At 74.9% G+C, this 22,771-nt stretch carries 21 protein-coding genes; 15 read left to right on the top strand and 6 right to left on the bottom strand.

The genetic code is table 11. The annotated features are described in order from the left end of the window. Positions 1-43 precede the first annotated feature (43 nt). Positions 44-2,779 carry a DEAD/DEAH box helicase gene (locus EDD33_RS00210; protein WP_123388631.1) on the top strand — a complete coding sequence of 912 codons (2,736 nt, stop codon included), beginning with the start codon at positions 44-46 and terminating at the stop codon, positions 2,777-2,779. Further along, a complete protein-coding gene (locus EDD33_RS00205; protein WP_123388630.1) occupies positions 2,772-3,488 on the top strand; it encodes an SWIM zinc finger family protein in 717 nt (238 codons plus the stop codon). Before EDD33_RS00210 ends, EDD33_RS00205 begins: the two co-directional genes overlap by 8 nt. 176 nt (positions 3,489-3,664) lie before the next feature. On the opposite strand, the gene EDD33_RS00200 is transcribed toward EDD33_RS00205, so the two are convergent. Further along, positions 3,665-4,216, bottom strand: a complete 552-nt coding sequence (locus EDD33_RS00200) for a TetR/AcrR family transcriptional regulator (RefSeq protein WP_123388629.1) — start codon at positions 4,214-4,216, stop codon at positions 3,665-3,667. 151 nt (positions 4,217-4,367) lie between these two features. On the opposite strand from EDD33_RS00200, the gene EDD33_RS00195 reads away from it, so the two are divergent. The 6 genes from EDD33_RS00195 to EDD33_RS00170 all read left to right on the top strand — a co-directional run bounded on the left by EDD33_RS00195 (position 4,368) and on the right by EDD33_RS00170 (position 12,381). Next, on the top strand, positions 4,368-5,945 hold the full coding sequence (locus tag EDD33_RS00195; RefSeq protein ID WP_123388628.1) for a carboxyl transferase domain-containing protein: 1,578 nt from the start codon (positions 4,368-4,370) through the stop codon (positions 5,943-5,945). Beyond that, positions 5,942-7,870, top strand: a complete 1,929-nt coding sequence (locus EDD33_RS00190) for an acetyl/propionyl/methylcrotonyl-CoA carboxylase subunit alpha (protein WP_246003276.1) — start codon at positions 5,942-5,944, stop codon at positions 7,868-7,870. The genes EDD33_RS00195 and EDD33_RS00190 overlap by 4 nt, the downstream gene beginning before the upstream one ends. After that, on the top strand, positions 7,863-8,768 hold the full coding sequence (locus EDD33_RS00185) for a hydroxymethylglutaryl-CoA lyase (RefSeq protein ID WP_123388627.1): 906 nt from the start codon (positions 7,863-7,865) through the stop codon (positions 8,766-8,768). The genes EDD33_RS00190 and EDD33_RS00185 overlap by 8 nt, the downstream gene beginning before the upstream one ends. A 25-nt stretch (positions 8,769-8,793) precedes the next feature. Further along, a complete protein-coding gene (locus EDD33_RS00180; RefSeq protein WP_123388626.1) occupies positions 8,794-9,894 on the top strand; it encodes a hypothetical protein in 1,101 nt (366 codons plus the stop codon). Further along, on the top strand, positions 9,891-11,099 hold the full coding sequence (locus tag EDD33_RS00175) for a hypothetical protein (protein WP_123388625.1): 1,209 nt from the start codon (positions 9,891-9,893) through the stop codon (positions 11,097-11,099). Before EDD33_RS00180 ends, EDD33_RS00175 begins: the two co-directional genes overlap by 4 nt. A gap of 76 nt (positions 11,100-11,175) precedes the next feature. Further along, a complete protein-coding gene (locus EDD33_RS00170; protein ID WP_123388624.1) occupies positions 11,176-12,381 on the top strand; it encodes a hypothetical protein in 1,206 nt (401 codons plus the stop codon). Here the strand turns inward: EDD33_RS00170 and EDD33_RS00165 are convergent. Continuing rightward, positions 12,342-13,034 carry an EcsC family protein gene (locus EDD33_RS00165; protein WP_123388623.1) on the bottom strand — a complete coding sequence of 231 codons (693 nt, stop codon included), beginning with the start codon at positions 13,032-13,034 and terminating at the stop codon, positions 12,342-12,344. The two genes, EDD33_RS00170 and EDD33_RS00165, sit on opposite strands and share 40 nt — an antisense overlap. Before the next feature lie 48 nt (positions 13,035-13,082). Between EDD33_RS00165 and aat the strand changes: the two genes are divergently transcribed. After that, positions 13,083-13,754 (top strand): leucyl/phenylalanyl-tRNA--protein transferase, encoded by a 672-nt coding sequence (aat, locus tag EDD33_RS00160; protein ID WP_123388622.1) that lies wholly within the window; start codon positions 13,083-13,085, stop codon positions 13,752-13,754. A 9-nt stretch (positions 13,755-13,763) separates the two neighbouring features. Here the strand turns inward: aat and EDD33_RS00155 are convergent, their stop codons facing one another. Further along, a complete protein-coding gene (locus EDD33_RS00155) occupies positions 13,764-14,102 on the bottom strand; it encodes a rhodanese-like domain-containing protein (RefSeq protein WP_123388621.1) in 339 nt (112 codons plus the stop codon). Positions 14,103-14,232: 130 nt separating this feature from the next. On the opposite strand from EDD33_RS00155, the gene EDD33_RS00150 reads away from it, so the two are divergent. Beyond that, a complete protein-coding gene (locus EDD33_RS00150; protein ID WP_246003275.1) occupies positions 14,233-14,856 on the top strand; it encodes a DUF4396 domain-containing protein in 624 nt (207 codons plus the stop codon). Positions 14,857-14,977: 121 nt separating this feature from the next. On the opposite strand, the gene EDD33_RS00145 is transcribed toward EDD33_RS00150, so the two are convergent. Continuing rightward, positions 14,978-15,862, bottom strand: a complete 885-nt coding sequence (locus EDD33_RS00145) for an Fpg/Nei family DNA glycosylase (RefSeq protein WP_123388620.1) — start codon at positions 15,860-15,862, stop codon at positions 14,978-14,980. Between the two features lie 301 nt (positions 15,863-16,163). Here EDD33_RS00145 and EDD33_RS00140 point away from each other — a divergent pair, with 301 nt between their 5' ends. The 5 genes from EDD33_RS00140 (at position 16,164) to EDD33_RS00120 (ending at position 21,042) form a co-directional block, all read left to right on the top strand. Next, positions 16,164-17,363, top strand: coding sequence for an ATP-binding protein (locus EDD33_RS00140; RefSeq protein WP_123388619.1), 1,200 nt, complete (start codon positions 16,164-16,166; stop codon positions 17,361-17,363). 102 nt (positions 17,364-17,465) lie between these two features. Next, positions 17,466-18,611, top strand: a complete 1,146-nt coding sequence (locus EDD33_RS00135; RefSeq protein ID WP_123388618.1) for a winged helix DNA-binding domain-containing protein — start codon at positions 17,466-17,468, stop codon at positions 18,609-18,611. A 95-nt stretch (positions 18,612-18,706) separates the two neighbouring features. Next, positions 18,707-19,501: a glycerophosphodiester phosphodiesterase family protein gene (locus EDD33_RS00130; RefSeq protein ID WP_123388617.1), complete on the top strand. Its 795-nt coding sequence runs from the start codon at positions 18,707-18,709 to the stop codon at positions 19,499-19,501. 79 nt (positions 19,502-19,580) lie between these two features. Further along, a complete protein-coding gene (locus tag EDD33_RS00125) occupies positions 19,581-20,000 on the top strand; it encodes an ATP-binding protein (protein WP_123388616.1) in 420 nt (139 codons plus the stop codon). An 88-nt stretch (positions 20,001-20,088) separates the two neighbouring features. Beyond that, entirely contained in the window at positions 20,089-21,042 is a 954-nt protein-coding gene (locus EDD33_RS00120; RefSeq protein WP_123388615.1) for a DUF5926 family protein, read from the top strand. A gap of 185 nt (positions 21,043-21,227) precedes the next feature. Here the strand turns inward: EDD33_RS00120 and EDD33_RS00115 are convergent, their stop codons facing one another. Continuing rightward, on the bottom strand, positions 21,228-22,169 hold the full coding sequence (locus EDD33_RS00115) for a DMT family transporter (protein ID WP_211332357.1): 942 nt from the start codon (positions 22,167-22,169) through the stop codon (positions 21,228-21,230). 43 nt (positions 22,170-22,212) lie between these two features. Beyond that, on the bottom strand, positions 22,213-22,767 hold the full coding sequence (locus EDD33_RS00110; RefSeq protein WP_123388614.1) for a hypothetical protein: 555 nt from the start codon (positions 22,765-22,767) through the stop codon (positions 22,213-22,215). Positions 22,768-22,771: the final 4 nt, after the last annotated feature.

The following is a 22,771-nucleotide window of genomic DNA, read 5'->3' as shown; positions in this document are numbered from 1 at the left end:
GCAGGTCCCGGGGGCTGTCGATGAGCCGGGCTAGGTTCCTCCGGTGAGCTTCGTGCCGTTGCAGGGTCAGGCGACCTGGGTGCCGCAGCAGCCGGCGCGGCTGAGCGAGGTCGAGTTCTCCGGGCCGCGACGCACCGTCCGGATGCCGCTCAAGGGCGCCATCCCGGTGCTCACCCGCGCCGTCCGCGTCGAGGACGCCCACCCCTCGGTCGGTCTGCTGAGCGGCGCGACCCTGCTGGCGATGCGACTGGTCGCCGCCGGTCGCGTACGCCGCACCGAGGCCGGCGACGCGTGGCGCATCGGCCCCCTCCAGCCCGACGACGACGACCGGGTCCGGGCGCTGGCCGGCTCCCGCGCCCACGCCGGCACCACCGTCGACGACGCCGAGCAGCTGATCCGCGAGCTGCTCGACGCCGTGGCCGACACCATGGTCAAGCCGCCGGGCACCGCCCTCCCGCCGGCCGAGGACACCACCGGCACCACCCGACGGGTGCACTGGTCCGAGCGGCTCGCCGCCCGGGAGGCGCCGGTCGAGCCCGAGCCCGAGCCCGACGGCCTGCCCGACCGGGTCCGCATCGCGCTGCGCGTCGAGGCGCCCGAGGAGGTGCTGGCCGGCGGCGGGGTCGTGGTCGTGCCCCAGGCCCACGACCTCGACGACGAGACCGTCTTCGTCGACGTCGCCCGCCTCTGGCACGAGGCGCCCGAGACGCACGGCTTCTCGGCCCGGGCGCGGCTCTCGGCCAGCGTGGCCCTGGGCGAGGCCGCCGAGGCCTGGGAGCCGCTCGGCCGGCTGCTGCGCGAGCGGGTGCCCGAGCAGATGGTGCTCGACGCCGAGGAGCTGACCGGGCTGCTCGACCACGGCCTCGAGGCGCTCGACGCGGTCGGCGTCGACGTCTTCTGGCCGCGCGGGCTGCGCGGCGAGCTGGTCCCGCAGGGCCGGGTCGAGGTCTCCGGCCCGCGCGAGGGACCGCTCCACGAGGGCCTGTTCAGCCCCGACTCGCTGTTCGGCTTCGACTGGCGGCTCGCGATGGCCGGGCAGCAGCTCAGCGACGAGGAGATGGTGGCGCTCGCCGAGGCCACCACCCCGGTGATCCGGCTGCGCGACAACTGGGTCGTCATCGACCCCCGGGTCGCCCGCCGCGCCCGCAAGCGGGTCAAGGCCGGGCTCGACCAGGCCGACCGGGTGATCGCCCCGGCGGCCGCGCTGCAGGCCGCCCTGACCGGCACGCTCTACCTCGACGGCGGAGCGATGCAGGTGCACCCCGGCGCCACGCTCGAGCAGGTCCGGAGGCGCATCGTCGACGCCGCGACCGTCTCCCCGCTGCCCGACCCGCCGGGGCTGCAGGCCACGCTGCGCGACTACCAGCGTCACGGCGTCACCTGGCTGGCCGAGCTGACCGGCGCCGGGCTGGGCGCGTGCCTGGCCGACGACATGGGCCTGGGCAAGACCGTCACGCTGATCGCGCTCCACCTGCATCGCCGCGCGCGCGGGCTGCTCGTCGGGCCGACGCTGGTGGTCTGCCCGGCCAGCCTGATGGGCAACTGGGAGACCGAGGTCCGCCGCTTCGCCCCCGGGGTCGACGTACGCCGCTTCCACGGCAGCTCCCGCTCGCTGGCCGACCTCGGCGAGGGGTTCGTGCTCACGACGTACGGCACGATGCGCGCCGACACCACCGCCGAGTCCGGCGGCGACCTGGCCGCGGTGTCCTGGGACCTCGTGGTCGCCGACGAGGCGCAGCACATCAAGAACGCCCGCTCGACCACCGCCAAGAACCTCCGCACGCTGCGCTCGCGCTGCCGCGTCGCGCTCACCGGCACCCCGGTCGAGAACGACCTGACCGAGCTGTGGGCGATCCTCGACTGGGCCACGCCCGGCCTCCTGGGCTCGCGCAACGCCTTCCGCAAGGTGTGGGCCGCCCCCATCGAGAGCGGCGTCGACCCGTCGGTGGCGCGCCGGTTCGCGCAGCTGGTCGAGCCGTTCCTGCTGCGCCGCCGCAAGACCGACCCCGGCATCGCGCCGGAGCTGCCCGCCAAGACCGAGACCGACCACGTCGTCGGGCTGACTCGCGAGCAGGTCGTGCTCTACGAGACGCTCGTGCGCGAGTCGATGCGCCGCATCGAGGAGGCCGACGAGGACACCCGCCGCGGGCTGGTGCTGGCGCTGCTGACCGGGCTGAAGCAGATCTGCAACCACCCCGCCCACTACCTCCGCCAGCCCGGCGGGCGGCTGCGCGGGCGCTCCCGCAAGCTCGAGCTGCTCGACGAGCTGCTGGCCACGATCCTGGCCGAGGGCGGGCAGGTGCTGCTGTTCACCCAGTACGTCGAGATGGCCCGCCTGCTCGAGCGCCACCTCGCCGCTGCCGGCACCCCCACGCTGTTCCTCCACGGCGGCACCCCCGTCGCTGCCCGCGAGCGGATGGTGCGCGACTTCCAGGACGGGCAGGCACCGGTGTTCCTGCTCTCGCTGAAGGCCGGCGGCACCGGCCTCAACCTGACCCGCGCGGACCACGTCGTCCACGTCGACCGCTGGTGGAACCCCGCCGTCGAGGACCAGGCCACCGACCGCGCGCACCGGATCGGCCAGACCCGGCCGGTCCAGGTGCACCGGCTGGTCACCGAGGGCACCATCGAGGAGCGCATCGCCGAGCTGCTGCAGCGCAAGCGCAGCCTCGCCGACGCCGTGCTCGGACGCGGCGAGGCGGCGCTCACCGAGCTCTCGGACGCCGAGCTGCGCGACCTCGTCGCGCTGCGCCGGACCGGTCAGCACCCCGATGCCTGACCCCCTGGTCCTGCCCCGCAGCCCCCGCCGTCGCGGCGCGGTGGCCCGCAGCGACACCTGGTGGGGCCGGGCGTTCGTCCGCTCCTTCGAGGAGCTGGCCCTCGACGTGGGCGACCTCGTCGCCGCCCGCTCGCTGGCCCGCTCGGGCCGGTTCGGCGCGATCGTGGTGCTGGAGGCGATGGCCTCGGCCGTGGTCGACCCCGGCAGCGAGCAGCCGCTGATGAGCCAGCTCAAGGTGGAGCGGCTCGACGCGGCCGACTGGACGACCTTCGCCCGGGAGGCCGCCCGCGAGAGCGGCTTCACCGCCGCGCTCGAGGTGGGCACGCTCCCGGTCGACCTCGTCGAGCACGCCGACGAGGCCGGTGTCGAGGTGCTGCCCGGCACGCCCGACCTCGACAGCGCCTGCGAGTGCGACGCGTGGGCGCAGCCGTGCGTCCACGCCCTGGCGCTGCTCTACCTCCTCGCCTGGCACGTCGACCGCGACCCCTACGTCCTGCTCCTGCTCCGGGGGCGCACCCGCGAGGCGCTCCTGGGCGAGGTCCACGCCCTCGCCGCCGCCGAGGCCGACGACACCGGCGCGGCCGAGCGCGAGGCCGCCCGCGTCCGCGCCGCCCAGGTCCTGGCGCTGGCCGCCGACGCGCCCACCGGTCACGGCCTCGCCGACGCGACCGTGGCGGCGTACGACGAAGCGGTCACCCGCCTCCTCTAACGCCGACCGGGCAGCTCTGCTCGACCCAGCAGCGCCGAGCGGGCAGCTCTGCTCGACCCAGCCGCGCCGAGCGGGCAGTTCTGCAGGCGCACAGCGCCACAACCGCCCGGTCGACGGCCTCGGCGTACGCACAACTGCCCGGTCGGCGGCCGCCGGGTGCTCGACCGCTCGCGCGACTAGGCGGGGAGGAGGGCTCGCGCGGCCATGTCCGAGAGCAGGCGGTGCATCTCCGCGCGGTCGAGGAAGGCGCTGTGGGGGGTGGAGTTGAGCAGGCCGAAGCCGGCGTGGACCTGGGCACGGGCCTGCTGGCGCGTCAGCCCGGCGTCGAGGGCGAGCAGCTGGTCGGCCCAGACGTCGACGTAGGCGCGCTGGGTCTCGCGGACCTTCTCGCGCGCCTCGAGCGGGAGCGCCGACCAGTCGCGGTCCTGCACCACGATCAGCGCCTTGTGCTCGAGCGCGAAGGCGACGTGCCAGTCGATGAGGCCCTCGAGGGCCTGCTGCGGCGAGGTGGCGGCGTCGACGCGGCGGCGCCCCTCGGCCAGCAGCTCGTCGCTGATGTTGACCAGCATCGCGGCCAGGACGGCGTCCTTGGAGCGGAAGTGGCGATAGAGCGCCGGGCCCGAGAAGCCGCACGCGGCGCCGAGCTCGGCGATCGACACGCCGTGGAAGCCCTTCTCGGCGAACAGCTCCGCCGCGACGGCCAGGATCTGCTGCCGGCGCTCGCTCACCCGACCGAGGTTATCGCCCGCTCAGGCTCGATCGTGCGACGCCCGGCGTACTCCGAGACGTTCGGCACCCTCGGAGAGGCCCGTGGTGGTGCCGTCCGTCTCGGACTACCCGGCGCTGGCGCCACCTGTTAACGATCGCTAACCTGATCCGGTGACATCCTCCCCCGGTGGCCTGCGGTCCCTCGTCGACGACCTGCGCGAGCGCACCGAGGCCGTACGCCGCGGCGGCTCCGAGGCCGCGCGCCGCAAGCACACCGACCGCGGCAAGCTGCTGGTCCGCAACCGCGTCGACGCCCTGCTCGACCCGGGCAGCCCGTTCCTGGAGCTGAGCGCGCTGGCGGCGTACGGCATGTACGGCACCGGCGAGGACGACCTCCTCGCCGTCCCCAGCGCCAGCATCGTCACCGGCATCGGCACCATCGAGGGCCGGCTGTGCGTGCTGGTGGCCAACGACGCCACCGTCAAGGGCGGCACCTACTACCCGATGACGGTCAAGAAGCACCTCCGCGCCCAGGAGGTCGCCCGCGCCAACCGGCTCCCCTGCGTCTACCTCGTCGACTCCGGCGGCGCGTTCCTGCCGATGCAGGACGACGTCTTCCCCGACCGTGAGCACTTCGGCCGGATCTTCTTCAACCAGGCCAACCTCTCCCGCGACGGCATCGCCCAGGTGGCCGCGGTGATGGGATCGTGCACCGCCGGCGGCGCCTACGTCCCGGCGATGTCGGACGAGTCGGTCATCGTCAGGGACCAGGGCACGATCTTCCTCGGCGGTCCGCCGCTGGTGAAGGCCGCGACCGGCGAGGAGGTCACCGCGGAGGAGCTCGGCGGCGGCGAGGTACACGCCCGGCTCTCCGGGGTCGTCGACCACCTCGCCGAGGACGACGCCCACGCGCTCGCGATCGTGCGCTCGATCGTGGCGACCCTGCCGGTGCCCGGGCTGCCGGAGACCGCGCCCGTCGAGGAGCCGGCGCTGGACCCCGAGGGCCTCTACGACGTGGTGCCGGCCGACACCCGCACGCCGTACGACGTGCGCGAGGTCATCACCCGGATCGTCGACGGCAGCCGGTTCGCGGAGTTCAAGCAGCTGTACGCCGAGACCCTGGTCTGCGGCTTCGCGAAGGTCTGGGGCCACGACGTCGGCATCGTGGCCAACAACGGCATCCTGTTCGCCGAGTCGGCCCGCAAGGGCGCCCACTTCATCGAGCTGTGCAACCAGCGCCGGATCCCGCTGGTCTTCCTGCAGAACATCAGCGGGTTCATGGTGGGCAAGGAGTACGAGAACGGCGGCATCGCCCGCGACGGCGCCAAGCTCGTCACCGCGGTCGCCTGCTCGGTGGTCCCGAAGTTCACGGTCGTCATCGGCGGCTCGTTCGGTGCCGGCAACTACGGCATGTGCGGCCGCGCCTACGACCCGCGCTTCCTGTGGATGTGGCCCAACGCGCGGATCTCGGTGATGGGGGGTGAGCAGGCCGCGAGCGTGCTGGCGACGGTGCGCCGCGACGGCCTCGAGCGCCGCGGCGAGGAGTGGTCGGCGCAGGACGAGGAGTCGTTCAAGGAGCCGGTACGCGCGCAGTACGAGCACCAGGGCTCGCCCTACTACTCCACCGCCCGGCTCTGGGACGACGGCGTCATCGACCCCGTCGACACCCGCCGGGTGCTCGGCATGGGCCTCGAGGCGGCGGCGCACGCGCCGGTCCCCGAGCCCTCCTACGGCATCTTCCGGATGTGAGCGACGTGACCCGCATGTTCGACACCGTCCTGGTCGCCAACCGCGGCGAGATCGCGCTGCGCGTGATCCGCACCTGCGACCGGCTGGGGATCCGCTCGGTCGCGATCCACACCGACCTCGACGCCACCGCGCCGCACGTCCGTGCCGCCACCCGGGCCGTCCGCGTCGGGTCCTACCTCGACGTCGACGAGGTCGTCGCCGCGGCGCGGACGTCCGGTGCGCAGGCGGTCCACCCCGGCTACGGCTTCCTCTCCGAGCGCTCGGCCTTCGCGCAGGCCCTCGAGGACGCCGGCATCGCGCTGGTCGGCCCGACGGCCGCGGTGATGGAGCAGATGGGCCGCAAGGACCACGCCCGCGAGGTCGCCGTCGCGGCCGGCGTGCCCGTGGTCCCGTCGTACGCCGTGACCGACGACCCCGCCGGGTTCGCACTGCCCGTGCTGGTCAAGGCCGCGGCCGGAGGCGGCGGCAAGGGGATGCGCGTGGTCCGCACCGTCGGGGAGTACGCCGACGCCGTGGCCGCCGCCCGACGCGAGGCGCAGTCGTCCTTCGGCGACGACACCCTGCTGGTGGAGAAGTACGTCGAGCGCGGTCGCCACGTCGAGGTGCAGGTGCTCGCCGACCACCACGGCCACGTCGTCCACCTCTTCGAGCGCGACTGCTCCACGCAGCGCCGCCACCAGAAGGTGCTGGAGGAGGCGCCCGCGCCGACCATCGACGAGGCCGTCCGCGAGCAGATCACCACCGCGGCCGTCGACCTCGCCCGTGAGGTCGGCTACCGCAACGCCGGGACGGTGGAGTTCCTGCTCGACGTCGACACCGGCGAGGCCTACTTCCTGGAGATGAACACCCGCCTCCAGGTCGAGCACCCGGTCACCGAGGCGGTGGTCTCGACGGGCTCGACCGGCGAGCGGATCGACCTCGTCGAGCACATGCTGCGCGTGGCGGCGGGCGAGGAGCTGGCGCTGCGGCAGGAGGACCTCCACCTGCGCGGGCACGCCATCGAGGCCCGGGTCTACGCCGAGGACTCCTTCCACGGCTTCCTGCCCCAGGCCGGCCGGGCGACCCTGGTCCGCTGGCCCCAGGACGTCCGGGTCGACCACGCCCTGGAGAGCGGCCAGGAGGTGAGCACCTCCTACGACCCGATGCTGGGCAAGGTCGTCGCCCACGGACCGACCCGCGAGGCGGCCCGGTCGGCGCTGCTCGCCGCGCTCGACGACACCGCGATCCTCGGCCTGACCACCAACGCCGGCTTCCTGCGGGCGCTGGTGGCGAGCGAGGAGTTCCGCGACGCCACCATCGACACCGCCTGGCTCGACACCGCCGAGGTGCCCGAGCCGGAGCCGGACGTCGCCCGGGTGCTCGCCGCCTGGACCGACGCGATGCTGGCCGCCGACCACGGCCGCACGGGTCCGTTCCGGGCCGACGGCTTCCGGCTGTCCGGGGCGTCGGCGCCCTTCCTGGTCCACCTCGACCGGACCGTCCGGGTGCACCGCGACCCCGGTGGGGCGAGCGGCACCGTCGACGGCACGCCCGTGCGCCAGCTGCGCGCCGAGCACCACGTCGTGCGTCTCGACCTCGACGGTCGGCGCCACCAGGCCGTCGTGGACGCCGACCGCCACGGCGTCGAGGTGGTCCACCGCGGCCAGCGGTTCGTCTTCGAGCGGCCCGACGTGACGCTCCAGCACGGCCCGGCCGCCGGTGCCGGCACGCTCACCGCTCCGATGCCCGGCACCGTGCTCGCCGTCGACGTCGCCGAGGGCGACCGCGTCGAGGAGGGCGCCCGCCTGGGCGTGCTGGAGGCGATGAAGATGGAGGTCGCGCTGGCCGCGCCGTTCGCCGGCACGGTGACGACCGTCGGCGCCCCGGTCGGCAGCCGCGTGGCGCTGGGCGAGGTGCTCTTCGAGGTGGAGGCCGACGATGCCTGACGCACTGCCGGACCGGGTCACGATCTACGAGGTCGGCCCGCGCGACGGGCTGCAGAACGAGTCGGCGCTGGTGCCGACGCCGACCAAGGCCGAGTTCGTACGCCGCCTGCTCGCCGCCGGCCTGCCGGTCGTCGAGGCCACCAGCTTCGTCCACCCGCGCTGGGTGCCGCAGCTGGCCGACGCCGCCGAGCTGCTGGGCGAGCTGGGGGAGGCCGGTCGCGACCTGCCGGTGCTGGTGCCCAACGAGCGCGGCCTCGACCGCGCCCTGGAGCTGGGCTGCCGCCACGTGGCGATCTTCGGCAGCGCCACCGAGACCTTCGCGCAGCGCAACCTCAACCGCAGCCTCGACGAGCAGTTCGCGATGTTCGAGCCGACCGTGGCCCGGGCGCGCGAGCACGGGCTCGACGTCCGGGCCTACGTCAGCATGTGCTTCGGCGACCCCTGGGAGGGCGACGTCGCCATCGACCAGGTCGTCGACGTGGGCCGGCGCCTGGTCGACCTCGGCGCCAGCCAGCTCTCGCTGGGCGACACCATCGGTGTCGGCACCGCCGGGCACGTGCGCCGCCTGCTCACCGCCTTCAACGAGGCGGGCCTGCCCGACGACGTGCTCGCGGTCCACTTCCACGACACCTACGGCCAGGCCCTCACCAACGCCCACGCCGCGCTCGAGCACGGCGTCACGACCTTCGACGCCAGCGCCGGCGGCCTGGGTGGCTGCCCGTACGCCGAGAGCGCCACCGGCAACCTCGCCACCGAGGACCTCGTCTGGCTGCTCCAGGGGCTCGGCGTCGAGACCGGGGTCGACCTCGCGGCGCTCGTGGAGACCAGCCGCTGGATGGCGGGCGTGCTCGGCCGCCCCAGCCCCTCGCGCGTCGTGCAGGCCCTCTCCCCCGCCTGACCCCGGCCCCGGCATGATGACCCCCATGTCGCGCCGCCGGGTCCTCCTCCACGTGGGGACGCCCAAGAGCGGCACCAGCTATCTCCAGGACCGGCTGGCCCGCAACCGCGAGCGGCTCGAGGCCGACGGGCTGGACTACGTCGCCACCCGGTCCGGCGACCACTTCGAGGCCGCCCTCGACGTGCTCGGCACCCGGTGGGCCGGGGCCGAGGAGCAGGCACGCGGCCAGTGGGACGAGCTGGTCGCCACGGCCCGCACCAGCCGCGGCGACGTGCTGGTCAGCCACGAGATCCTGGCCGGCGCCGGTCCCGAGGTGGTCGAGCGCGTGCGCGGCTCCTTCCCCGACCACGAGGTCCACGTCGTGCTGACCGCCCGCGACCTGGGTCGCCAGATCCCGGCGGAGTGGCAGGAGCGGGTCAAGCACCGCGGCCGCAAGGACTACGCGTCGTACCTCCGGACGCTGCAGCGCAACTACGGCGACAAGCCCACCCCGTTCTGGCGGGTGCAGCACCTCCCGCGCATCCTCGCCACCTGGGGCCACGACCTCCCGCCCGAGCGGGTCCACCTCGTCACGGTGCCGCCCGCCGACGCGCCGCGCGACCTGCTGTGGCGGCGCTTCAGCGACGTGCTGGGGCTGGCCGACCCCGCGTCGTACGCCGCGAGCGACCGCACCAACGCCTCCCTCGGCGGCGTCGAGGTGACCGCGCTGCGGCTGATCAACCTGGCCACCAAGGAGCGCGAGCTGCCGCGCGACCCCTACGTCCGGTGGGTCCGCGAGGGGCTGGTCAAGGAGGTGCTCGCGGCCCGGTCGACCTCGCCTCCGGCGACGGTGCCGCCCACCGCGCGCGCCCGGGTCGACGCCGTCGTGGAGGAGTGGCTCGCCGACCTGCGGCAGACCTGCACCCACGTCGTCGGCGACCTCGAGGACCTCCGTCCGGTCTGGCCCGACGAGTCGACGACGCCGTGGTCCGACCCCGACTCCGCCGACCCCCAGCTGGTCGCCCAGCGGGTGGCCGAGGCCGCCGCCTGGCTCGCCGAGCAGGCCGAGCGCCCCCACGAGGTGCCGGCACCCGCGCTGCCCGTGCCGCCGCGGATGACGCGGCTGGCGCGCCGGTGGCTCGGATGAGCTACGACGCCGCCGCGCACGCCTGGGCCGCGCACCTCCGCGCCGGTGGCACCACCCCGTGGGACGCCGGCCGCTGGTCGCTCGCCGTCGACCCCGGACGCGCGGCGCCGGCCGCCCCCAGCGCGGTCCACCTCGAGCTGCTGCGTCGCCTCAACCTGGCCGGTCACGGCCCCGCACCCGCCGGCCTGGCCGAGGTGCTCCTGGGCACGCCCCGCCCCGGCCGCGGCCCCGTCGACCCGCCGCTGCCCTGGCCCGACGCGCGGCCCTTCGGGTCGCCGGCCGTCGACCCCACCACCGTCCCGCCCGAGCTGCTGGTGCGGCTGGCCGCCGGTGTCGTGGTGCGGCTGCTCGGCCAGGCCCCCGACCCCGTCCCCGCGCCGGCGCCGCCGGCCCGGCGCGCCTGGCCCTGGCGCACCGGCTTCCGGCTGCACGGCACCCGCACCCGCACCGCCGCGGTGCGGGAGCGGCTGCTCGCCGCGGGAGCGGTGGAGGGCGGCCGGCGGCCCGTCCACCTCGTGCTCGGGCTCCCGCTCGAGCTCGGCATGGCCGAGCACTGGGCCGGCCGGGTCGCCGGCGGCGGCAGCCTGACCTGGCGCGCGGTCTGGCGCCGGGCGGCCTCCGCGGACCGGCTGCCCGACCCCGTCGACGTCGACCGGCTCGCCGAGCGGCTCGCCGCCGAGCACCCCGGCCGGGTGCACGTCGTGGTCGCGGGCGACCCCGCCACGCTGGAGGACGGTGCGCTCGAGGTCCTGGGTCGCGGCGGGGCCGGCGACGGGGCCGGGCGTCCCGGCGTACGACCGCTGCAGCTGGCGCGCTGGGACCTCCAGCGCCGGGTCAACCGGCTCGCGCCGCTCGCCCGCGGCCCGGTGACCGGCGAGCGTCTCGCGCGCCGCCTGGTGCCCGTCCTGGACGGCCTGGCCGCCGACCGCCCGGACGCCGGGGCCGACGCCGGGGCCGCCGCCGGGGCCGAGGCCGCGGCCGTGCCGGAGCCCCACCTCGACTGGGCCAGGCGGGCGGCCGCCGACCTCGCCGCCCGCGTGGACGAGGCTGGTTACCCTGTCCACGGCGATCCGGGGGTGCTCGCGCACCCGACCCCCCGCACGGGCCGGCCGCGGCGCGGCACCTTCGACCGCTCCCAGACGCTCGACCTCACCCTCGCGGCCTGCCTGCGACTCGTGCGCCACCAGGAAGGACCTCGTCGTTGACCCAGCACCCGCTCCAGGACCCCCTCCCTCGGCCGTGTCGCCCCACGGGGCGTGGGCTCCGCGTGGACGTGACCCCGTGACGCGCCGGGTGCTGCTGCACGTCGGGACGCCCAAGACCGGCACCTCGTTCGTGCAGGACATCCTGTTCACCCACGGCGACGCCCTGCGCGAGCGCGGCCTGCTCTACGCCGCCGAGCGTCCCGACGCCCACTTCATGGCGGCGCTGGACCTGATGCAGCTGCCGTGGGGCGGGCTCGAGCGGGAGGCCGCCGGCGCCTGGGACGCCCTCGCCGCCGAGGTGCGCGCCTGGCCCGGGGACGCCGTGGTCAGCCACGAGATCCTCGGCACCGCCTCGCGCGTCCAGGCCGAGCAGGCCATCGCCGACCTGTCCGGCCCCGGCACCGAGGTGCACCTGGTGGTCTCGGCCCGCGACCTGGTGCGCCAGGTGCCCGCGGAGTGGCAGGAGAACGTCAAGCACCGGCGCTCCAAGACCTACGGCCGGTTCCTCGCCGAGCTGCGCGACCCGACCCGACCCTCCGAGGTGGCGCAGTGGTTCTGGGGTGTCCAGGAGGTGCCCGACGTGCTCGCCCGCTGGGGTGCCACGCTGCCGCCCGCGCAGGTCCACGTCGTCACGGTGCCCCGGCCCGGGGCCGCCCCGACGCTGCTGTGGGAGCGCTTCGCCGGTCTGTTCGGCATCGACCCGGAGGAGTTCACCCCCGGCGCCAAGGCCAACGCCTCCCTCGGCGTGCCCGAGTCGGCGATGCTGCGCCGGCTCAACGAGCGCCTCAACGACGTGCTGCCCAACCGGCACTACCGCTCGCTGGTGCGCGAGATGGTCGTGCACCGCAACCTCGCCGGCCGGCCCGGCACCGCCCGGCTGGGGCTGCCGCCCGACGCGCACGCCTGGGCCGCGCAGCTCGCCGCCGACTGGGTCGCGGAGCTGCGCCGCCGGGACTACGACGTGGTGGGCGACCTGGCCGACCTGCTGCCCGACGGGCCCCGGCCGTTCGCGGACCCCGACGCCCCCGACGAGCACGCGGTGGCCGACGCGGCCCTCGACGCGCTGGCCATCATGACCGGCGAGGCCGCCAAGCTGCGCGACGTCGAGGTCGAGCTCCACGAGGTGATCCAGGACCTCATGGGCCAGATCGACGCCCTGCACGCCACGCCCACCTACCGGGCCAAGGAGAAGCTGGTCGCGCTGGCGCGGCACAACGCCGTGGCACGGGTGGGGTACGCCGGCTACCGGCGCCTGCGCGGCAGCAGCTCGCGGTCGACGTAGCGACCGATCCGCCAGGTCGCGTAGCCGTCGGTGCCCGCTCCGACGAGGCCGCCCACGACCGGCACCCGGCGGCCGACCGTGCTGGCCAGCCGCTTGCCGGCGACCCGCGTCATCAGCTCCGAGGCCACCTCGTTGGCGACCAGGACGTCGAGGTGCGGGTCGTGCACGGGAGCGGTGGCCAGCGCCATCGGGGTGCCGGGCAGCTTGCGCTGGGTGACCAGCGAGAGCAGCTTCTCCTCGCCCACCAGCGTGGCCAGCACGGCGTTGCGGGTGCGGGGGTCGGCGAGGTCGTAGCCGCGCAGGTGCGCGACGGCCGCGACCAGCCGGCACTGGACCAGCGCCAGCCCGGCGATGTTGGCCGGCACCGCCACCGTCATCGTGACCAGGCCCCCGATGTTGGTCACGAACCCCTGGGCGCCGGCGAGGCGCACGTGGTCCTCGATCAGCTGGGAGACCGCCCCGTCCGGGTCGTCGCGGTGGGCGTCGAGCGCCTTCTCGGCCGCCATCGCGGCGCCGTCGAGCGGGCCCGCGCCCCGGATCGCCCGGTCCAGCGCCTGCTGCACGAAGCCCGACGCCAGCTGCGGGGCGCGCTCGGACAGGCGCGGCCCGAGCTGCTGGTCGAGCTGGCGGCCGAGACGACTGGCGAAGCTCATGCCCGCCAGCGTACGGCGGCCCGCGCAGCCGTTTGCGACGATGGGGCCGTGCCCCTCGAACCCCCCAGCACGCCGTGGGCGTTCCCCTCACCGGTCTCGGCGGAGAGCGACCTGGTCGCGGTCGGGGCCGACCTGGAGCCCGGCACGCTGCTCAGCGCCTACCGCCACGGGCTGTTCCCGATGGCCGTCGACGAGCTGCCCGACCAGATGGCGTGGTGGTCGCCGGTCGACCGCGGCGTGCTGCCCCTCGACGGCCTGCGCGTCAGCCGGTCGCTGCGGCAGTCGGCGGCCCACCTCGAGGTGCGGGTCGACACCAGCTTCGCCGAGGTGCTCGCGGGCTGCGCCGACCCGTCGCGCCCAGGAGGCTGGATCGACGAGGCCATCGCCTCGGCGTACACCCGGCTGTTCGAGCTCGGCTGGGCCCACTCCGTGGAGACCTGGCGCGACGGCGAGCTGGTGGGCGGGCTGTACGGCGTCGCCGTCGGCGGCCTGTTCGCCGGCGAGTCGATGTTCTCCCGCGCCCGCGACGCCTCCAAGGTGGCGCTGATGGGCCTGGTCGACCTGCTGCGCGACGAGTACGCCGACCGCCGCCTGCTCGACACGCAGTGGCAGACCGACCACCTCGCCACCCTCGGCGTCGTCGAGGTCGACCGCCGGGTCTACCTCAAGCGGCTCGAGCGCGCGCTGGCGCTCCCGCTCCCGGTGGCCTTCGCGGGCTGAGGCCCGGGCTCAGACGACCGCGGGGTCCTGGCCGGTCTCGGCCACCATCGGTCGGCCGGCGTCGGCCCAGTCGAGCATGCCGCCGGCGAGGTTGACCGCCTCGAAGCCCTTCTCGCGCAGGAAGGCCGTGGCCTGGGCCGAGCGGCCGCCGACCTTGCAGACCACCAGCAGCTGCTGGTCGACGGGCAGCTCCTCGAGCCGGTCCGGCACCTGGGTGAGCGGGACGTGGAGCGCGCCGTCGATGTGGCCGTGCTGCCACTCGACGGGCTCGCGGACGTCGAGGACGGTGACGCCCGCGGGCAGCGGGTCGGGCACCTGCGGGACCTCGATGGTCGGGACCTCGGTCATCAGCTGGCTCTCTCTGGTCGTGGGCGCCGACGACGCCGCCGGTCAGCCTAGGCGAGGGGGGTCGGCGGGCGGTTTCCCAGGCCTCCCCCTCCGCGGAATACACCCCCCGGGGGTATGCGTTCGCGATGACATGAGCACCTCCCACACCTCCGAGCCAGACGTCCACGCGCACGGCCACGCACACGGCCGCGCCCAGGGGAACGGCCGGGCCATGGCCGCCAGCGCGACCCTGCACTGCCTCACGGGCTGCGCGATCGGCGAGGTGACCGGGCTGCTGGTCGGCACCGCGGTCGGCCTGGGCACCGGCCAGACGCTGCTGCTCGCGGTCGCCCTGGCGTTCGTCTTCGGCTACACCCTCTCCACGCTGCCGCTGCTCCGCGCCGGTCTGGGCCTCGGCGCCGCCCTGGGCGTCGTCCTCGCCGCCGACACCCTGTCGATCGCGACCATGGAGGTCGTCGACAACCTGGTGATGGCGCTGATCCCGGGGGCGATGGACGCCGGTCTGGTCAACGTCGTCTTCTGGGTCTCGATGCCGGTCGCGCTGGCCGTGGCGTTCGCCGCGGCGTACCCCGTGAACGCCTTCCTGCTCGCCCGCGGCCGCGGACACGCCCTGACCCACCGCTTCCACGACGCCCCCGCCCCGACGGGCTGGCGCCGCCTGGTCCCCGCCCCGGCGACCGGCACCCTCGTCGCGGTGATCGCCGCCTTCATGGTCGGCGGCCTGGTCGTCTCGGCCGCCGCGTCGCTGGGTTGAGGTCGAGGGCACCGAACGAACGATCAGTTCGCGCGGCTCGTGCCCCTCGTCCCGCGTGGACCGCGGGTGCGGCCGACGAGCTGATCGTCGGTTCGGCGTACGACGTACCAGGTAAGGGCCCCTACTTCAGCAGCCGCGACATCCGGCGGTCGGCGAGCGGCTTGCCGCCGGTCTGGCACGTGGCGCAGTACTCCAGGCTGGAGTCGGCGAAGCTGACCGAGCGGACCGTGTCGCCGCAGACCGGGCACGCCTCACCGGCGCGACCGTGGACCCGCAGGTTGGTCTTCTTCTCGCCCTTGAGCTTGCTGGCCTCCAGACCGGTGGAGCGCTCGACCGCGTCCCCCAGCGAGGAGCGGATCGCGGCGAGGAGCACCTCCAGCTCCTCGTCGTCGAGGCTGCTGGCGGGCTTGAACGGCGACATCCGAGCGACGTGGAGGATCTCGTCGGAGTAGGCGTTGCCGATGCCGGCGATGTTGCTCTGCTGGCGCAGGACGCCCTTGATCTGCGCCCGGCCGGCCCGCTGCAGGATCTCGCGCAACGTGTCGAGGCCGAAGTCGCCGACCAGCGGGTCGGGTCCCAGTCGGGCGATCCCCTCGACCTCGGCGGGGTCGCGGACGACGTACAGCGCCAGGCTCTTGCGGGTGCCGGCCTCGGTCAGGTCGAGCGCGGCCTCCTCGCCCCCGTCGGGACCGGGGCTGAGCACGACGCGCGCCGCCAGCGTCGACTTGGTGCTGGGTCGCGGCGGCGTCGCCGGGACCTCGTCGCGCCAGCGGACCCAGCCGGCCTTGGCGAGGTGCAGCACGAGGTGGGTGCCGGAGACGTCGAGGTCGAGGAACTTGCCGTGGCGACGCACCCCGTCGACCATCCCGCCCGCCAACGCGGTCACCGGTGGGTCGTAGGTCTTCAGGCAGCTGAAGGCGACGATGTCGACACGGACCACGGCGCGGCCCGCCAGGCGACGCGACAGGTCACCGGCGAGGGCTTCGACCTCGGGCAGCTCGGGCACGCGGCAACTCTACGCAGCACCGCCGCCGTCCGTGAGGTCATCGCGGCGACGAAAGGGCTGGTCAAGGCTGCTCCCGGCCGGGAGTGCACGGCCACCTTCCGGCTCGACGCCCACCAGGTGCCCGCCCTCGTCGCCACGCTCCAGGCCGGCCTCGACGCGGCGTACGACGTGCAGCAGCGCGCCTGACCCACGACGGGTCGATCGGGGCGCGAACGTCAGGGACAATCGCGACGACCCGACACGCCTACTGCCCGCTACCGATGTCTACGGAAATCACTAGACGCACCGATACCGTCGCAGCATGGACCCCGTGCGCAACCCCTACGCCCCCGGCGCCGGCCAGCGGCCGCCCGAGCTGGCCGGTCGCGACCGCGAGCTGCGGCAGTTCGAGGTGGTGCTCGAGCGGGTGGCCTCCGGCCGGCCCGACCGCAGCCTGGTGCTCTCCGGCCTGCGCGGCGTCGGCAAGACGGTGCTGCTGAACGCGTTGCGCAGCCTGGCCGTCAAGCGCGCCTGGGGCACCGGCAAGATCGAGGCCCGGCCCGACCAGTCGCTGCGACTGCCGCTGGCCCAGGCCGTCCACGCCGCGGTCCGTGAGGTCGCGCACCGCCACCGCGACCCCGAGCGGGTCGACGAGGTCGCCGGGGTGCTCAAGGCGTTCGCCCTGCGCACCGAGCTCAAGGACCGCAAGGCCGCCGGCGCCGGGCGCTGGCAGCCGCCGACCGACGTCGTCGCCGCCCGCGGCCGCGCCGACTCCGGCGACCTCGAGCTCGACCTGGTCGAGCTGTTCACCGACGTCGCCTCGCTGGCCCGCGACCTCGGCGTCGGCATCGCGCTTTTCGTCGACGAGATGCAGGACATCGCCGTGCCCGAGCTCGCCGCGCTGTGCGGCGCGTGCCACGAGATCAGCCAGCAGGGCGCCCCGCTCGTCGTGGTCGGCGCGGGCCTGCCCCACCTGCCGGCGGCGCTCGCCGCCTCCAAGTCCTACGCCGAGCGGCTGTTCCGCTACGTCGCCGTCGACCGGCTCCCCCGCGACATGGCCGAGCGGGCCTGGACGCTGCCCGCGGCGACCGAGGACGCGACGTACGAACCGCAGGCCCTGGCCGAGCTCTACCGCCTCACCGACGGCTACCCCTACTTCGTGCAGGCCTACGGCAAGGTCACCTGGGACGTCGCGGTCGACTCCCCGATCACCTGGAGCGACGTGATGCAGGCCGCCCCCGAGGCCGAGGCCGAGCTGGCCGTCGGGTTCTTCGGCGCCCGCTACGACCGCGCCACCCCGGCCGAGCGCGACTACATGGTCGCCATGGCCGACCTCGGCGAGGGCACCGGCGACGCGGCCGTGACGACCGCCGACGTCGCCCGGCTGCTCGAGCGCAAGCCGCAGTCGCTCTCCCCCGCCCGCGACGGCCTGATCAAGAAGGGCTTGGTCTTCTCCGCCGAACGCGGCACCGTGGCCTTCACCGTGCCGCACTTCGGCAAGTTCCTGCGCGCCCAGCGCTGACCGGCCCGGGCCCACGTACGTCGGGGTCACGGACGCTCCACACGGGTCCTGCCGGCGCAAGACCGTCCACGGACCTCGTCGAGATCCCCAGGAGGAGACCCGATGCCGCTCACCTGGGAGGACCTGGCCGGACGGGCGCTGGCCCGGCAGTTCCCGGCAGTCGAGGGACGTGAGGCCGCCGCGGTGGCCGACACCCTCGCCCGGGTCGGGCCGGTGCAGTCGCAGACCGCCAGGTCGCCCTTCCTCGGCCTGGCCGCCCGGCTGCCCGGGGTCGAGCACGGCGCGATCGCCGCGGCGTACGACGCCCACCTGGTCGTCCGCGGCTCCAACCTGCGCGGCACCGTGCACACCTCGACCGCCGCCGACCACGCCCTGCTCGAGGTCGCCACCCGCACCGGCCAGCGGCCGCTGTGGGCTCGCACCCTGAGGCTGGAGGCGACCTCGCTGGAGCAGGTGTGGGCCGCGCTGGAGGACCACGCCCGCGAGGAGTGGCGGACGCCGGCCGAGCTCGGCGAGCACCTGCGCGCCTGGATCGCCCGGCACGACCCCGGCGCCACCCCGCGGCTCGAGGACACCCTCGGGCGCTACCTCGCGTTCGGTCACGGCGGTCTCGTACGCCGCCCGCTCACCGGCGGCTGGGAGGGCCAGGGCAAGCCGGTCTACCGCACCGCGACGGCGCTGCTGGGGCCGCGCGACGACGCGCTCGGCGACCCCGGGACCACCCTGGCCGAGCTCGTGCGCCGCCACCTCGCCCGCCACGGCCCGGCCAGCCGCCAGGACCTCGCCTGGTGGGCCGGGGTGGGGCTGCGGGGCGTGGACGCCTGCCTGGCCCGGCTCGGCGAGGCCGGCGCGACCGAGCAGGCGCAGGGGCCGGACGGTCGGACCTACCACGACCTCACCGACGCCCCGGGGCCCGTCGAGCTGCCCGGCGTACGCCTGCTGCCGGAGTTCGACGCGCTGATGTGTGGCTACGAGCCGTCGGCCCGGGTGCGGTTCGCCACCCCCGAGCACCTCGCCCGGCTCTGGCACCAGGCCAACGGCCTCGTCGACGCGCCGCTGCTCCTCGACGGCCGGCTCACCGGCGCGTGGCGGCTCGCGGGCAGCGGCCGGGCGCGGCGGTGCGAGGTGCGGTGGTTCGCGGGCACCCGCCGGCCGCGTCGCGCCGAGGTGGAGGAGCAGCTGGAGCACCTGCAGCGGGCCTACCCCGTGGAGGTCACGGCCCTCGACGTGACCCGCGAGCAGGGCTGAGCGCACCGTTCGTCGGTCGTCGGTTCCCCACCGGGACCGGCGCGTCCGGGTCCCCCTGACCGACAGCGGCCACCGCTCCGGTGCAGGATGGAGCCATGCTCCGCTCCCGGCCGCAGGTGGTCGCGCACCGTGGCGCCAGCGACGTCAAGGCCGAGCACACCCTGGGGGCCTACGTCGCGGCGCTCGACGCCGGTGCGGAGGCGCTGGAGTGCGACGTCCGGCTGACCGCCGACGGCCACCTCGTGTGCGTCCACGACCGCGACCTGCGCCGCATCTCCCACGACCCCTCGGTCGTCTCCGCGACCGAGCTGGCCGACCTGGAGGCGCTCGACGTGGCCTCGTGGAAGGAGGCGTGGGCCGACCTCGACGACGAGGCCCCGATGGGCGACCCCGCGCTGGGCAAGGTGCTGACCCTGCGGCGACTGCTCGAGACGGTGGCCGACTACGACCGTCCGGTCTCGCTGGCCATCGAGACCAAGCACCCCACGCGCTACGCGGGCCTGGTCGAGCAGCGGCTGGTGGAGCTGCTCGACGAGTTCGGCTGGACCGGCGCCGACGCCCCGGTGCGGGTGATGTCGTTCTCCTGGCTGGCGCTGCGACGTGTGCGTCGCCTCGCGCCCGACCTCGACGTGGTGATGCTCGTGGAGACCCGCCAGCAGTGGTACCGCGTGAAGCCCTTCATCGACGGTGACTGGATCGTCGGTCCCGGCATGGACATGGTGCGCGAGCACCCTGACGTCGTACGCCGCATGGTCGACGTGCACGGCCGCCGCGTGCACGTGTGGGTCGTCAACGACCTCGCGGACGTCGACCGCTGCGCCGACCTCGGCATCCAGGCCGTGATCACCGACCGCCCGGGCGCGGTCGTGACCCACCTGACGAAGAGCTGAGTTTCGCGCCGGTCCCGCGAGGGCACGATCACCCTCGACACGCGTCCGCGACGCGACCACCCCCGACGCGGAGGACGACATGACCACCCTCTCCCCCCAGCCCCCGGCCTCCGAACCGGTGACGCTGGCGCTTCCCTTCAGCGCCGAGAGCGCCGCCGTCGCCCGTCACCGGCTGCGCGACTGGCTGCACGGTCACGGTGCCGGCGGCGACCACCTTGACGACGCCCGGCTGGTCCTGAGCGAGCTCGTCGGCAACGCCGTGCGCCACGCCCGGCCGCTGTCCGACGACACCCTGCGGGTGGAGTGGGACCACCACGACGCCGGCCTCGACATCGCCGTCACCGACGGCGGCTCGGTGAGCAGCCCCGAGCGCCTCGACGCCGCCGTCTCCGACCTCGCGGGCCGCGGCCTGGCCATCGTCGACACCCTGGCCTCGCGCTGGTGGGTCGAGGCCACCCGGTCGCGCACCACCGTGCACGCCCTCGTCGAGCTGTCCTGACACCGACCCCCGGAGCGGGCCGGCAGGCCCTGTCCAGGGTGGCCCCCGGCCGGGCGCGGCGGACGTCGCGACCACCTAGGCTGCGGGGATGGGCAAGAAGTCACGTCAGCGTCAGCGCTCCGAGGACCCGGGTCCCGCCGCTGACGGACCGGGCGCCCGGCAGCCGTGTCCCTGCGGTTCCGGTCGTCGCTACAAGGCCTGCCACGGCAGCAGGGACTCGTCCTCGCCCTACGTCGCCCGGCCCTTCGAGGGCCTGCCCGCCGAGGCCGACCTGGTGGCGCTGCGCGAGTTCGTGCCGGCCGCCACGGCGCCGGTCGAGCTCGCCCCCTCGGTGGAGAACCCCGAGGGCCGCAGCGTGCAGCTGTGCTCGCTGCTCCCCGGCGCCACCCCGGCGATGGTCCGCCAGGACGGCAGCATCTGGCTCGGGCTGCAGGTGCAGCACGGGTACGGCGACCCCAGCCGCGACCTCGGTGCCGTGCTCGAGGAGGCGCTGAAGGCCGACCCGGGCAGCCTCGTCGGACTGTCCGCCCCTCCCGGTGACGGCGCCCGGCTGCAGGACCTGCTGGCCGACGCCCCGGTCACGGTGACCGTGCACGAGGGCTTCGACTACTGGGTCGCCGACGTCGACGACGCGGACGGCAGCATGGCCGGGGCGCTCGAGGCGGCCAACGAGGCGGCCGCGCCGACGGTGCGCATCACGGCCGTGCCGGCGGCGTACTGGACCTCGATGGGCGACCGCGAGTACCTCCGCTGGGTGCTGCCGCACTCCGAGGACCGCGTGCTCGACGCGCTCGCGCGCCTGCGCGTGCTGGGCGACGTCTCGCTCGTCGAGGGCGACCGGTTGATCGGGATGTTCCGCACCCACGGCCTCGTCGTCCCCGTCTGGGACCTTCCCGTGGGCACCGGCGCCGAGGCGCTGGAGGAGCCGCTCGACGCCTTCTCGGCCCGCTTCGAGGAGGCCCTGGGCCGCGACGACGCGCTGACCAGCGACGAACGGGCCTCCCGCGCGGGTCTGGCCAGCCGCCAGCTGACGATCCGTTAGACCACGATCCCGACCGCCTCCTAGACCATTGCGGCGGCGGATCGCGGGATCGCGGGTCTCGGTTGTGACCACCAATCCGATGCCGTACATTCGAGTTGCCCGGCCGATGTTGTCCCCCCCGTCAACACCGGCCGGGTTTCTCATGCCCCGACCCGGCAACGAGCCGTCGGGCGGTCGATGCCCTGCTACTGGGGCGTCGGCGGCTCCGAGGCACGGCCGATGCCGGCGATGGCGAGCACGATGAGCAGCGAGCCGACCACCCCGGCTGCGGTGAGGTGCTCCCCGAGCAGCAGGACCGCGATCAGCACGGCGGTCACCGGCTCCAGCAGCGTGGCGACCACGGCCGCCCCGCTCGGGGTGGTCCGCAGGCCGGTGAACAGCAGCGCGTAGGCGATCGCCAGGGTGAACACCCCGAGGTAGGCGATCAGCCACCACGACGTCGCGTCCGAGGTCGTGAACGGGTCGCCGCGCACGGCCGTCGCCACCAGTCCGAGCGGGACCAGGACCGCGGCGGCCACCCCGACCGTGGCCGTGGTGATGGTGAGGGTGTCCAGGTCCTGCGACAGCGGTGCCGCGACGTCGGTCGACAACGCGTACGCCGCTCCCGCCGCGAGCGCGAGCAGGATCCCCGGCCCCGGCCCGGGCGCGTTCTCCCCCGCGCCTCCGGCGAACGTGACGAGCAGCAGCCCCACCACCGCGACCACCACCGACACGGCGCGACCCCCGCTGGGCAGGCGGCGGTCGCGGACACCGTCGACGGCCAGCAGCAGCACCGGCGCGAAGCCCAGGCACACGACCGTGACGACGCAGACGCCGGCGAGCGCCACCGCGACGAAGAACAGCGCCTGGAAGGCCGCCGTCAGCACCCCGACCACGACCACGCGACCCCACTCGGCCCGCGCCGCCCGCACCACCGTCGCGAGGCGCCCCGTCAGCCCGACGACCAGACCGAGTACCGCGACGGCGGCGACCGCCCGGTAGGCCGTGACCGTCAGCGAGCCCAGCCCGGAGCGGTCGTGGAGCACCTGCGCGCCGGGTCCGATCGTGCCCCACACGACACCCGCCAGCGAGACGAGCGCGAGCCCGCGCCACAGCGACCCTGACCCCGGGACCTCGCGCGTCGACACCGCCGCAGTATCCCGTCACCGGGAGCTCGACCAGCGCTCGGCCTCAGAGCACCCCGAGCAGGAACAGCAGACCGACCACGATGCCGGACAGAACGAGCAGCGCGATGGTCGCGAGGCCGACGTACAGCCCGATCTTCTCCTCGGTGCCGCGCTTCTCGGTCCAGCCGAGCTCGCGGGCCGGTCCTCGGATGAGGTCGCGACCCTCGGAGCTCGAGAACGAGTAGTCCACGACCTTGCCCGGCTGACCCGAGCTGTCGATGCCAAAGGTCTTCTGGAAGCTCTTCTGCTCGATCCGCCCGAGGTCCCGCGAGAGCGACGCCCCGAGGACGGGCACCGGGATCCCGTCGCGCATCTCCGCCCCACGCCGCCACGTGACCTCACGGAGGTCGTCGGTGATGGCGATCGTGTGGTTCGCCTCGTCCACGACCACGTGGTAGGTGAACGACTTGGACAGGTGCTTCTGGTGCATCAGCGCGAACCAGGTGGCATCCGCGACGTCGATCGTCACGTCGAAGCCCTTCGCCGTCTCGGTGACGGCGTAGGGCGTGTCCTCGGTGTTCGCCCGCACGGCGGCCAGGAGCTTCTCGGCATCGGTCATGGGA

Origin of the sequence: Nocardioides aurantiacus, assembly GCF_003752505.1 — a bacterium.
In the GTDB taxonomy this organism is placed as follows: Bacteria; Actinomycetota; Actinomycetes; order Propionibacteriales; family Nocardioidaceae; genus Marmoricola; species Marmoricola aurantiacus.
Note: the sequence above shows the minus strand (reverse complement) of the source record. Positions and strands in the feature narration are given on the sequence as shown.